This window comes from Paenibacillus diazotrophicus, assembly GCF_042610465.1.
In genome coordinates this window covers 38,894-52,052 of the sequence record NZ_JBGJZN010000003.1, presented here as the reverse complement: position 1 = coordinate 52,052, position 13,159 = coordinate 38,894, and the positions used below count along the sequence as shown (strand labels likewise).

General features: G+C 49.6%; 11 protein-coding genes. 1 reads left to right on the top strand and 10 read right to left on the bottom strand.

Going from position 1 to position 13,159, the window contains the following annotated elements; all coding sequences use genetic code 11:
- Window positions 1-138: 138 nt before the first annotated feature.
- The gene (locus ACAN54_RS14430; RefSeq protein WP_379156048.1) at window positions 139-1,383 is read right to left on the bottom strand and encodes a S1C family serine protease; all 1,245 of its coding nucleotides are present in this window, start codon (window positions 1,381-1,383) and stop codon (window positions 139-141) included.
- 354 nt (window positions 1,384-1,737) lie between these two features.
- Here ACAN54_RS14430 and ACAN54_RS14425 point away from each other — a divergent pair, with 354 nt between their 5' ends.
- Window positions 1,738-1,944, top strand: coding sequence for a hypothetical protein (locus ACAN54_RS14425; protein WP_379156045.1), 207 nt, complete (start codon window positions 1,738-1,740; stop codon window positions 1,942-1,944).
- Here ACAN54_RS14425 and ACAN54_RS14420 read toward each other — a convergent pair.
- From ACAN54_RS14420 to dnaB, 9 genes are all read right to left on the bottom strand, one after another.
- Window positions 1,913-2,719 (bottom strand): MBL fold metallo-hydrolase, encoded by an 807-nt coding sequence (locus tag ACAN54_RS14420; RefSeq protein ID WP_379156042.1) that lies wholly within the window; start codon window positions 2,717-2,719, stop codon window positions 1,913-1,915. The genes ACAN54_RS14425 and ACAN54_RS14420 overlap by 32 nt on opposite strands.
- Window positions 2,720-2,736: 17 nt before the next feature.
- On the bottom strand, window positions 2,737-3,477 hold the full coding sequence (gene yycI, locus ACAN54_RS14415) for a two-component system regulatory protein YycI (RefSeq protein ID WP_379156039.1): 741 nt from the start codon (window positions 3,475-3,477) through the stop codon (window positions 2,737-2,739).
- A gap of 46 nt (window positions 3,478-3,523) precedes the next feature.
- Complete coding sequence (locus ACAN54_RS14410) at window positions 3,524-4,816, bottom strand: YycH family regulatory protein (protein WP_379156036.1); 1,293 nt, start codon at window positions 4,814-4,816, stop codon at window positions 3,524-3,526.
- Window positions 4,816-6,645, bottom strand: coding sequence for a cell wall metabolism sensor histidine kinase WalK (walK, locus tag ACAN54_RS14405; protein ID WP_379156033.1), 1,830 nt, complete (start codon window positions 6,643-6,645; stop codon window positions 4,816-4,818). The genes ACAN54_RS14410 and walK overlap by 1 nt, the downstream gene beginning before the upstream one ends.
- Entirely contained in the window at window positions 6,645-7,376 is a 732-nt protein-coding gene (yycF, locus tag ACAN54_RS14400) for a response regulator YycF (RefSeq protein ID WP_379156029.1), read from the bottom strand. Before yycF ends, walK begins: the two co-directional genes overlap by 1 nt.
- A 143-nt stretch (window positions 7,377-7,519) precedes the next feature.
- The gene (locus tag ACAN54_RS14395) at window positions 7,520-9,103 is read right to left on the bottom strand and encodes a peptidoglycan DD-metalloendopeptidase family protein (protein WP_379156026.1); all 1,584 of its coding nucleotides are present in this window, start codon (window positions 9,101-9,103) and stop codon (window positions 7,520-7,522) included.
- Window positions 9,104-9,400: 297 nt separating this feature from the next.
- Window positions 9,401-10,006, bottom strand: a complete 606-nt coding sequence (locus tag ACAN54_RS14390; protein WP_379156023.1) for a hypothetical protein — start codon at window positions 10,004-10,006, stop codon at window positions 9,401-9,403.
- A gap of 196 nt (window positions 10,007-10,202) precedes the next feature.
- Window positions 10,203-11,489, bottom strand: a complete 1,287-nt coding sequence (locus ACAN54_RS14385; protein ID WP_379156020.1) for an adenylosuccinate synthase — start codon at window positions 11,487-11,489, stop codon at window positions 10,203-10,205.
- A 307-nt stretch (window positions 11,490-11,796) separates the two neighbouring features.
- On the bottom strand, window positions 11,797-13,158 hold the full coding sequence (dnaB, locus tag ACAN54_RS14380; protein WP_074086464.1) for a replicative DNA helicase: 1,362 nt from the start codon (window positions 13,156-13,158) through the stop codon (window positions 11,797-11,799).
- Window position 13,159 lies beyond the last annotated feature (1 nt).

Genomic DNA, 13,159 nt, shown 5'->3' with positions numbered 1-13,159 from the left:
ATTTTATAACCCCTGCTCTATCCTTTACCCCATTTTCCAAGCTTAGAAACGGCTGCCACCCAAAAATTATTAATAATTTTCAGGGTGGCATCGCTTCTCATGTGACTGCCTCTATATTATATACTGCCCCTAAGATTTTTATTCCTCCGGCTTCTCAAGAAGTTTTACGGTAACTTGCTTCATAGCTCCATTGCGGTAAAAGGTGATTTTGAGGTCATCTCCGATCTTGGTATGATCGTACAGATACTTCCGTAGTGACAACGTGGATGTAATGGCTTGATCGTCGAACTTCGTAATCACATCATTGAACTGCAGGCCCGCATCTTTCGCAGGTCCAACCGCATCCAGAACAACAACCCCATCCGTCACGCTGGTGGGCAGGTTCAGCTGCTTACGCTGGTCTTCTGCCAGAGGCACATAAGGATTGTTGAGATCCACTGAATATACACCTAAGTACGAACGGGCAATTTTACCTTTGGATGCGAGTTCATCGGCTGTTTCCATCACATGGTTGGCCGGAATCGCGAAGCCGAGTCCCTCCACGCCTGTGTCAGAGATCTTCATCGTGTTGATACCGATCACCTTTCCATCCAGATCCACCAGCGCCCCGCCGCTGTTACCCTCGTTGATGGCGGCATCTGTCTGAATAACTTCCTGTTCCCAGTCATACACACCATCCTGGTTCAGGGATACCGGAATGGTCCGCTCTGTATAGCTGACGATCCCAGAGGTTAGTGTATCTCCAAGTCCCAGGGGATTGCCGATAGCAATAACGGTCTCTCCCAGCCGAAGCTTCGAGGAATCACCGATTTGGGCGATCGTATTAATACCTTTGCCATCTATGGAGAGTACGGCTATATCACTAACCTTGTCTGCGCCAACAAGTGTTGCTTTATGGGTCTTCCCGTCAACCGTAACAACCTCCAGCTTGCTTGCACCTTCAATAACATGATTGTTCGAAATAATAAATGCTTTGCCGTCGTCCTTCTTATAGATAACTCCCGATCCGAGTGCAGACTCATCGAGAATATTAAGTTCCTTGTTATCTTCCTTATGATTAATTATGCTCACTACCGCCGGGCGTACAAGAGCGGCAGCCTGAATAATCCGGTCATAGGGATCCCCACTGCTTACAGCAACCTTATCGATTACTGCTGGTGATTCGGCTTTCTCATGGGTCAGCTGTCCGGTCACCAGACTGAACAGAAGCACCGCTGTTACAGCGCTAACTACGGAGCAGATGATGGCTACCTGCCATGTAGTCAGGCTCCTCCGCGATCTGCGGGGCCACTTGTACCCGCCCGCTCCGCTTGAGGCATCACTCTTTCTGCTGCTGCGCCGTGACACTTTCGTTGAATAGAAATCATCGTCAAACAGTCCCACCGTTCATCCTCTCCCCTCTATTGCTACTGGTATTCAAGACCTGAACGCCAAGCAACCACGCCCGGATATACCTCATCTTCTCTTAGACTCCAGGAAGCACTAAAAGGTTTCATGATACTAATTCACCCTATAAGTACGGAGCAAAGCACATAGGACGTCTACAATTCTTGCAAGCTAGCGTTACTCTGTCACTTTTCAGGAATATTTTGCAGCTTAAAAGACTACAATAATAGAAGACTATTGAGTCAATCTCTGTCTTGCTCTTCCTGCTTAATTGTATCACACACAGATGTTACACCGTGTTTTTTCTGCTGTAAAAAACATGTAAATTATTACAGGAAAGGAGGGTATAAGTTGGAATCTTTTTCGGCTAATATGGATCTCGTGCACTTTATCGGTAAATTGGGTGACCTTAAGGATGAACACTATCATTTGGTTCTGGTTCAGAGCGCCCTGATCGAACTCATGATTGACAAGGGATTCTTCTCGCGCCAAGAGCTGGAACGCAAGATTACAGAAATGGACCAGCTTATGACTGGCTCACCTTATCCCATGGCGTAGGGCGGTCATAGTAGGTATCGCAGAGCCTGAATTCATTGTCTTTGTAAAAACAGCCCCGGTCTTCCATCGCACCGCGCACAGACATTTTAGCCAAGTCCATCATGTTGTGATCCCGGCTCAGATGTGCCAGATACGTGCGTTTGGTCCGCCCGGTCAGAATTTCACTCAGCGCCGCGCCTGCCGCCTCATTCGACAAATGGCCCAGGTCACCAAGGATCCGCCGCTTTGTGTTCCAAGGATAACGTCCCATTCTCAGCATTTCGATATCATGATTAGCTTCCAGTACAAGCACATCGGCATCAGAGATCGCAGCGCGCACTTTATCGCTGACATAACCCAGGTCTGTCGCCACACACAGCTTCTCTTTGCCATCATAAAAGTTATATCCCACCGGCTCAGCCGCATCATGCGAGATCGCAAATGACTCCACCCGCAGACTGCCGAAATCCCTATGCTGCCCCGTCTCCAGAATGACCCGATTCTGCTCGGCAATCGTGCCGATACCCTTCTCAATCGCTCCCCATGTGTTCGTGTTGGCATAGATCGGAAGATCATATTTGCGCGCCATCGCTCCAAGTCCCTTAATATGATCGGAATGCTCATGCGTCACTAGAATTCCATCGATATCCTGTCCAGTCAACTCGCGCATAGCGAGCAGTTCATCAATCCGTTTTGCGCTTAGTCCAGCGTCAATCATCAGTGTCGTTTCCCCGTTGCGTACCACCGTCACATTACCGGTAGAACCGCTGGACAGCACTGTAAATGATATTCCCATTCTCTCTCCTGCTCCTTCTACTCTGTTGTCTTGGGACTGATTATGTCCGCACTTATGGCATCCACATAATAGGCGTTGCCATTCTCCAGCATGAACCGCCACATGGGCGAGGCTACCTGGCTCTCGGAATTAAATAACTCTCCGTAATATCCCAGCTCAATCTCCTTAACCACCGAATTCGCCGGAAAATACTTCTCTATCAGGCTGCTGAGCGCCTGTGATGCCGGAAGCACCTTCTGATCCCTATCCCTTCCGGTGGTTACCATCTCAATCTTCGGCCACCGGAAGGCGACAATCTTCTGATCACTGTTGATCAGCTCCAGTCTAACCCTGAACAATGACCACTTCTTGTCTACCAGCGGATGAAGCACGAACTTGCCAACCTCGCTTTCCTGTGAATCAAAACGGTAGTTAGCAATATCCGGAATCTGCCCCTTCAGCGCAGTACTGAGCTCGGTAAACGAAGAATAGATCAGCTTGCTGTCTATCGGTTCCTTAAGCTCTACGGGAGGCTCATTCTGCTCCTCCCCCGAATAATGGTACGTAAGATCCGGCAACTGGGGCGTTGCAGCAGGAATTGGACACAGAATACGGATATTCTTCTCTTCCATGACAGCCTGCGTCTCCTGCGACAAGGAGGTGAAGTCCAGGTTGGCGCTGGCCTGATCACGCAGATCCATCCAGAGCTGATAGCATAGCAACAGATTCAATACCAGAAAGGCGTATATCAGCACATTTTTTGCTCTTCCCCAGTCCATACCTTCCCTCCTATAAATATAGCTTCTTCATCTAGCAGCAGAAACACTAATTCAGTGTAAGCACGGTGCCGTCAACGAGCGTAGCCCGCCATACCGGAATCAGCTGAAGCTTCTCCCCTTTGACAGAGGGTACATACACCGGAGTCAAGTCCTTCACCGCGGAGGACAGGCTAATCTGCGCTAATTGGCTCTCCAGCTTTTGGCCGAACGATAAATCCACAACCCTCTTGACCGCCTTGTCCTCCTCAACAAACATCAGAGAACGTTCATAGGAAGATACGGTTCCTTGCTGCAGCTCCAGATTAATTACTCCGTATTGCAGCTTCGGCTGGCTGATAATCGGATAGGAACCATAGGGAGAAGAACCATAGAACTGCTGAAAAGAAACCTTGCGCTCCTGTCTTCCCTCTTCTGTTGCCGCCAACCGGTAGGTTCCATTCCATCCCCCGTGCTCATTGACAAAATCAACAGCCTCCAGCGCATCCTTGGCCGGTGTACTCTCTCCTGCGGGTAGCGCAGCCGGATCACTATAGCTCATCCAGTTCTGTTCCTGATCCACCTGAAGACTGCGTTTGCTGTCTGTATAGATTTCGGACCCGTCTTTTTCCGGAATATATCGGGTACTGCCTGCATCGAAAAAGAGGTTGCTCTGCATCTGTTGAATCGTATACATGCCCGAGGGCATTTCGACTTCAACCATTGGTACTTTGGCAACCGGTACATAATAATCACCATTTACCGCCTTGTAATTGGTCAGATTGTTGCCGAAGTCAACATGCTGCTGCACATCCTGCACGGTAAGGTCAGCCTTGGCCGCTTCATAGACAATGTCGCCACGAGTACTGAAGAAAACAGCATGGGCTTTGGAATCATTCTTCATATTGTAAATCCAAATCCTGTCAATACTCTCCCCTTCAAACAGGGAATCAGGTGACAACTGCATGACCCTCTGAAGCAGGGTTACGGGGATGCCTGCTCCAAATGACAGCTCAATGCCCGGATTGTCATTCCGGATTTTATCCCAGTCGAAATCTTGCACGGACCGCCTTTGAAAGCTCTCAAAGTTCCGGCCTTTCAAACGGTTAAGGATGAGATTGTAAAAAGTGGTATTGGGGTAAAAGAGCGTATGCTTGCCCTCTCCCCTATGAATGATCATTTTATCTGGATAGAGCAAGTTTTCGACCTTCTCCTCCGGCCCCATATTGTCTGTCTTCACATATAAATTCTCCGACATGACTGCTGAATCGCTGCCAGGCAGCCGGTAGATCAGATAATAGCTCTCTACAAGACTCCCGAATACTAGGAGTGCGAGAATCCATGATTTCACTTTTTCCTTCATCACTCACTCCACCTATCCTGCTTCAATGGCAGTGTAAAGGTAACCAGGGAGCCCTCATTCAGCTCGGATTGAAGAGATATCGAGCCGCCGTGCGCCTTGACAATTTCCCGGGCAATGGACAGTCCCAGACCTGTTCCACCCATATTGCGGGAACGTGCCTTGTCCACTCTATAGAAACGCTCAAAGATGCGTTCAATGTCCTTCTTGGGTATGCCGATCCCGGAATCCCGGACCGATACGGCCAGCATTCCCTCTTCATTCTTCAGGGCTTCCAGTTGAATCGTCCCGCCCTCCGGCGTATATTTCAGCGCATTGGAGACCAGATTGCCCAGCACCTGATCAATTTGATCACGGTCCAGCCAGGCGCTCTCGACCTCTTTGCGGACTCTGGTGCTAATGTGAATCCGTTTTTGACGGATTTGAAAAGAGAAGCGGTCCGCTACATCCTCCAGCATCTCAGAAATATCGGTCTGCTGAATGCGCAGGCTGGATTCCTTCGAATCCAGACGTGAGAGATGCAGCAGATCCGTAACCAGGCGGATCATGCGTTCTGTCTCATTGCGGATGACCCCGACGAACCGCACAGCAAGCTGCGGATCTTCAAGCGCACCGTCATCCAAAGCCTCGACATAGCTTTTGATAGTCGTTAGCGGCGTCCGCAGCTCGTGCGACACATTCGCTACGAATTCACGGCGCGACTCTTCCAGGTTCTCCTGCTCGGTGACATCCTGCAGGACTGCTATCGTACCCACGATGCCTCTGCCTTCCCGCCGGTGTATCGGTGTGAAGGTCACCCGCACAATATTGGGATCTCCTCCTCCCATTGGGAAGAGATGAAGCATGGCGGATTGTGCATTTCCCTGAGCAAGTGAACCTGACTGCTCATGATCCAGGCCGAGCAGCTCATCCAAAGGTGCGCCCTCTGGGAGCGGACCTTCCGAACCCAGCATATGTGCGGCCCGGGTATTCATCAGAATGACCCCGCCGCTCTCATCGGTGGCGACCACACCGTCACTCATATTCGCGAGAATAGAGGCCAGCTTCTCCTTCTCTTCTTCATTCTGAGACAGAGCTTCTCGTAACCGGCCTGTCATATAATTAAAGGCCTGGCTTAGCTGGCCAATCTCATCATTGCCGAATACCGGCATTTTACGGTTGAAGCGGCCTTCAGCCACTGCCGTCGCATGCCGAGTCATTTCCTTGATCGGATGCGTGATCGTATGCGCCAGAATAACACCCAGAACGGCTGTAAGCGCCAGAGCCAGGAGCAGTCCTGAGAGGAATACACTGTTAATCCGGCTCATAGTGGCATACAGATCTTTCATATCAGCAGCAATATAGATTGCCCCTACCACCTTGTCCCCGGAAAGTACAGGCTTAGCGACTACCTTCTTGCGCACATTATCATCCGCAATAATATACTCCTCATTGTCGCTAATCCCCTGGAGAGCGCGGCTGACCACGGTCTGGGTATTGCGCTGCCCGACATAGTCATTTTGCGAAGGGACGGAAGTGGTGATAATCTTTCCGCTTGCATCCAGCACCTGAATCTCGGCTCCATTGATATAGAGATTGTTGACCATCCCCCGCAGACTTTCTACGGCGGTCTCTTCATCTGCTGTTCCAGCCTCACTGCCGAATTTATCGGCGGTCAGAATCGATAGCATCTCTGCCCGCGCCTTCAGATCCTTAGTAAAATTATCAGTCAGTGAATTCTTCATCGAGCTGACAAAGTACACACCAATGAGCTGCATGGCGATCAGAATCAGCAGCACATAAATAATAATCAGTCTGGCCTGTATCGTCCGGAAAAAGGACAGTCCCTTCATCACAACCCTCCGCTTTTGGGGCTATGCATCAAATAACCAAGTCCGCGCCGGGTGAAAATGTATTCCGGCTTACTGGGATTCTCCTCAATTTTCTCTCTCAGACGGCGGATCGTTACATCAACGGTCCGCACATCCCCGAAATATTCGAAGCCCCATACGGCCTGCAGCAAATGCTCCCGGGTCATCACCTTACCCGCGTGCCGAATCATATAATAGAGTAGTTCATATTCACGATGCGTCAGATCAAGCGGTTCGCCTTCCTTATAAACCATGTACATGTCCGTATCTACAAACAGGCCAAAATGCTGTACTCCCTGCTTGCTTTCCAGGGGTTCACTCAAAGCTTCCGAAGGCGCTGGTTTATGCTGGCGGCGCATCTGTGCTTTAACTCTCGCCAGCAGCTCCCGTGTACTAAATGGCTTGGTTACATAATCGTCTGCTCCAAGCTCCAGACCCAGCACCTTATCAATTTCCCCATCTTTGGCGGTAAGCATAATAATCGGGATATCCAGATGAGCTGAGCGCACCTCACGGCAGACATCCATGCCATCCTTGCCGGGAAGCATAAGATCGAGCAGCATCAGGTCAGGCCGTTTAGACAAGGCAAGCTCTACTGCACTGTTTCCGTCAAAAGCACAGATTACCTCATAGCCCTCTTTTTCCAAATTGAATTTCAATATATCAGCAATAGGCTGTTCATCGTCTACTACCAGAATCGTCCCCATCTGCATATGCTCCGCTTCACCTTTCTAACCTTACTTATCATTGATTCTCTTATTTTAGCATACCTGTCCTGGTGTCACATCCTACGATGCGCATTCTTGGAATTAAAAAGCCGCCCGAAATCAAATCGGACGGCTGGTTAAGATATGAATTATTGCAGATACTTCATAGGGTTGATCGCTACCCCGTTCTTGCGGATTTCAAAATGCAGATGAGTGCCGGTTGAACGTCCAGTATTGCCCATGACTCCGATTGGTGCACCTTGTTCTAGCCTTTGCCCTAGAGAGACTGTAATTCTGCTCAAATGCCCGTAATACGTAACGTATCCGTTATGATGATCCACGATAACCACATTGCCATATCCATTCTGTACACCTGCGAAGCTGACTGTTCCGGCATCGGCTGCTCTGATCGTACGGTTGCCGGATACCAGGTCAACCCCTTTATGTACGCGGCCCCAACGTTCGCCGTAGCTGCTGGAAATTGACGCGCCCACCACTGGCCAGGCGAACATTCCTGTTCCTTCTCCGGAAGACTTGGTTTCCTTGTACGTTCTTGCCCCGACCACCTTGGTCCCCCGATACACCACTTCCGGCAACGATGCTTTGACTACCGTCTGTCCCAGCCATTCTTCCTTGACGACCAGACCATTTTCTTTGGTTAGCCGGTACTGCATCGTTTTGAGACCAGTCTGTCCTGGACGGACTACCTTGCTCTTACCTGCTGCGAGCTGATCACTGGTACGCACTATCACATCCGGCTCCGTAACAACCTCTTCGTTAACCTGTTCTACAGTAACTACCGTAAGCGCAGGCTGGGGCACTGTCAATTGCAGGGTGTCTCCAATCTGCAGCGTCAATTCTTTGACCGTAGGATTGTTCTTGAAAATCTCAGCCTGTGTGGTCTCGTACAGTTTGGCGATCCCCGAAATCGTGTCGCCTTCCTGCACCGTGTACGTCAACGGTTCCTCTTTGCCTTCAGTAAGCGCATTGACGGCTTGCTCCACACTTAAGACTTTGTTCGGATCAGCTTTGACTGGTACAATCGACACCTGCTCGCGTATATCAGCCGATTCCACACTATCTTTAGCGGTGGTTGACCCTTTGGCTGAACTGGAAGCGGCCGTTTTCTTGAACTTAGCCCCTGTAGTAGCCTCGGCCTGCGGCATGTAATGCTCCTTGACACCTTTCAACACGGCAGCTGCTGTCTCCTGATCCTTGACAATGCCGAGCACCTCGCCGTCCACCGTCAATTGCACCCCTACCGCATAAGCTTTTAGCATGTCATCCAACTTGTCCAATGTCGCCCCGCTGTCGATCTCAGGCTTAAAGGCCTTCTCGGCTTCGGTAGAAATACCATCTGTTTGCAGCACCATCACAGAATCAGGATACTTTTCTTGATACTCCTGACGTTTCTGTTTGAACAGCTGTTCCAGCTCGGATTTTTGGCTAAGCTTACCGATTTCTTCGCCCTTCACCAGAACCTTATAGTAAGTTACCGTATTGGCAGCCACATACCTTTTCTCGGCTCCGACCAAAAACGCACCAAGCAGCAACAGACCAGCCGAAGCCGCGATCCAGGAACGCCGCCGTAATCTCCGGGGTTTGTTCTCCGGATGAAAGACATTCTCACTGGCAGCGTCGCTGCCCTCTTGACTTGCTGCACCGGACTCTGCGGAATGTCCGTCATCGTTCCGCAGCTTCCCCGTCCGGCGCATGAACTTAAATCCCTTCATGAAACTCTCCCTTTCAGTCCGCCCATTCATACCGCATAGAGCGGCCAAGCTTGTTGTACGTCCCCTTATTTATATGCTGCAGCATCTATTTATCTATTTGCATTACTACGTATAGTCATGTTGTCAGGTACCCAGAAAAGGTTACAAAAAATTAACCCCTTTTAGTCCTTTTTTACTGTACCACAGCCGGTAGAAAAATTTCAACTTTCTATACACAACAAAACCCGCGAAATTCGCGGGTTTTTTCCAAAAATATGACGTAAAAACAGCTTTACCGTGTCCGAAAAGTGACGATTTTTAATTCTGCGGGCTGTCCTTTCCGATTGGTGTAAGCATTTTCATTAAGGTCTCATATTCCTCTGGATCTACATATTTTCCTATAACCTGCTGCAGTTCCTGGACTTCACTCTCTGTTAACCCATCCTCCATGGCCTTGGATATTTTTTGCATTTCCTCTTGGGGCAACTTAGCCATCAAAATATTGAAAATATTGGTCTTGTCATCAGCAGGCAGATTCTCCTTCAAATTCAGCATGGCTTCTGGTGTCATGACCAATTCCTGTTCACTGGAAGCCTCCCCCATTACAGGCAGAGCATCCTTAGGGGCATCTTCCTCCACCGTTTTCTCTCCACTTTTACTGTCATCTTTATCCGTTTTATTGCTGTTTGGCGCTGAAGTTCCTTCATCCTCTGCTGTATCTGATTCCGCAGGCTTGGCGTTCATACCGGTCAGACTCTTCATGAATCCGCCGATCCCCGGCTCCGGTCCATCCAGCTTAATGTCGAAGCTTGCCAGCACTGATTGAATATACGTATTCACAACATACGCTGTAGTCAGAATAGACAGTGCGCTCGCCAGCACCACAATTAGACAGACAGCCAGTGTGCGCTTTACCATTTTCATCTTCATCTCTCCCTTGCATCTGTTCATTTGCAATCTCAGGAATATCAGGCCTCGGGTCCTTCTATCCTTTCAGTATTGACTAGAACGCTGCCAGAGAAACGTATACGCAAAAACAGTGGTGCCTCGATTATCGCCATAAAATATAAAAAGGAGCCTCCATTGAGGCCCCTTAGAGGGTAAATCCATATAATTGGGCTTAGATATAGATTGGCAGTACTTGATTGGTCTGCTCACGGTTACGACCCACGGAGAAAATCGAGATCGGAATGCCTGTAAGCTCCGACACCCGTTCAACATACTTCCGTGTGTTCGCAGGCAGATCATCCAGTGTCTTCGCCGAAGTGATATCCTCACTCCAGCCTGGCAGCTCTTCATAGACTGCTTCGCATTCCGCCAGCATCTTCAGAGAGGCCGGATAATGAGTGATGACTTCTCCACGGTATTTATAGCCTGTGCAGATTTTCACGGTTTCCAGGCCACTGAGTACGTCAAGCGAGTTCAGGGACAGACCGGTAATTCCGCTGACACGCCGGGCATGACGCACCACTACACTGTCAAACCATCCTACGCGGCGTGCACGTCCCGTTACAGTACCATATTCATGGCCAGTCTCACGGATATAGTCACCGATGGAATCGTTCAACTCGGTTGGGAACGGTCCGTCACCAACACGAGTAGTATAAGACTTGGCTACACCAATAACCTGCTTAATCTTCGACGGTCCTACACCGGAACCGATGCAGACGCCGCCTGCCGACGGATTGGACGAAGTAACAAATGGATACGTGCCTTGATCAATATCAAGCATTACACCCTGTGCACCTTCGAACAGTACACGGGAATCAGCATCAATGGCTTCGTTCAGTACCACAGAAGTATCGGTAACATAACCGCGGAGCACTTCTGCATATTCCAGGTATTTAGTCAGGATTTCTTCTACGTCCAGCGCCTCTGCTCCATAGACCTGAGTGATTACCTGGTTCTTTTCTTCCATTAAGTGGCGCAGTCTCTGCTCGAACTCCTCTGCATCCATCAGATCAGCAATGCGGATACCGTTGCGGGCAGCCTTATCCATATAAGCCGGGCCAATCCCTTTGCGGGTAGTGCCGATTTTGTTAGGGCCTTTACGGTCCTCTTCCAGGGCATCCAGCAGCATATGATATGGCATAATGACATGGGCACGGTCACTGATGACCAGATTTTTGGTGTCAAAGCCGTTCTCATGAATATAATTAATTTCTTGAATCAGCGCTTCAGGGTTGATGACCATTCCGTTGCCGATGACACAAGTTTTTTCTTTGTAAAATACACCTGATGGAATCAAGCTCAGCTTGAACTTCTTCCCGTCAATCAGAATCGTGTGACCGGCATTGTTACCCCCTTGATACCGGGCGACCACATCTGCGCTCTCTGCCAGAAAATCCGTGATCTTGCCTTTGCCTTCGTCTCCCCATTGTGTTCCCACGACGACTACCGTTGACATGTTCATTCCTCCGTAGGTGCTCGCTTAGCACCATTATTTTTCAAAATAGAAGAATCTATATGATTAAGCTATAAATTATCCTTCTATTTCCCGCTGAAACCCGCCGTCCCTTTAGGACAGCGAAGCCGTTTCCACTTGTAATATGGGCTCTGTACGCGCTTCTTATGTACGCAGCCCTCCGGACGCCCTGCGGTTTAACCCGCTAAAGCACAATAACCAGTGTAACAGCGGTACTTTTCAAAGTCAAATAAAAACGAACGATCTCACAAGAAAATGTGTGATCGTTCGGATATTGTGCGTAAACTGCCTAACCTGCAAATGGTTCGTTATGAGCACGCTCGTAGTTGACGAACTTGTTGAAATTTTTCAGGAACACTAGCTCTACGGTACCAACGGGGCCATTACGCTGTTTGGCAATAATAATTTCAATGATATTTTTCTTTTCAGTATCCTGATTATAATAATCATCACGATAGAGGAAGGCTACGATATCGGCATCCTGCTCAATTGAACCGGATTCACGAAGGTCACTCATCATCGGACGTTTATCCTGACGCTGCTCAACACCACGGCTGAGCTGAGACAGTGCAATCACCGGGACATCCAGCTCACGGGCAATCTGCTTCAAGGTACGGGAGATCTCAGAGACCTCCTGTTGGCGGTTCTCGCCGCCCTTGCCGCGTCCCTGAATGAGCTGCAAATAGTCAATGACAATCATGCCCAGACCCTTTTCCTTCTTCAGCCTTCTGCATTTGGCACGGATATCGGTAACCGTAATACCAGGAGTGTCATCTATATAGATTTCTGCCTCTGACAAGGATTGAATGCCCATCGTCAGCTTTGACCAGTCATCATCACTTTTGAAGTCACCGGTACGCATAATATTGGCATCCAGGTTCGCCTCAGCACAGATCATACGTTGAACCAGCTGGGGCGCCGACATTTCCAGACTGAAAATAGCGACGGTCTCTTTGGCCCTAACTGCTACATTCTGGGCAATATTCAGGGCGAACGCTGTTTTCCCTACGGAAGGCCGGGCAGCCACAATGATCAGGTCGTTACGCTGAAAGCCATTAGTCATATGGTCGAGGTCCACGAAGCCGGTAGGAATCCCAGAAGTCCCCCCCTTGTTCTGATGAAGCAGCTCTACCCGGTCAAACACCTGCATGAGAACATCACGGATGGCAATAAATCCGCTGCCGCTGCGCCGGTTGGAGATTTCCAGAATCCGCCGCTCGGCATCGCTCAGCATACCGCCTACATCTTCTCCGCCAGTGTAGCCTTCACTGACAATCTGCGTCGCGGTACGGATCAGGCGGCGCAGCATCGCCTTCTCTTCAATGATTTGGGCATAGTATTCGACGTTGGCTGCAGTCGGCACCGCATGCGCCAGCTTCGCCAGATAGCTGACACCGCCGATATCCTCAAGCTGTCCCTTGTCCTGTAGTCTGGACGTCAGTGTAACGAGATCAATCGGCTGGCTCTCTTCTCCGAGCTGCACCATCGCTTCAAATATCATCTGATGCGGTTTATCGTAGAAGTCTTCGGTATTCACCCGCTCCATCGCAGTAATCAGCGCTTCATCCTGCAGGAGTACTGCACCGATTACAGCCTGCTCTGCCTCCAGGTTCTGCGGGGGAATCCGATCGAAAAAGAGATCTCCACCCATC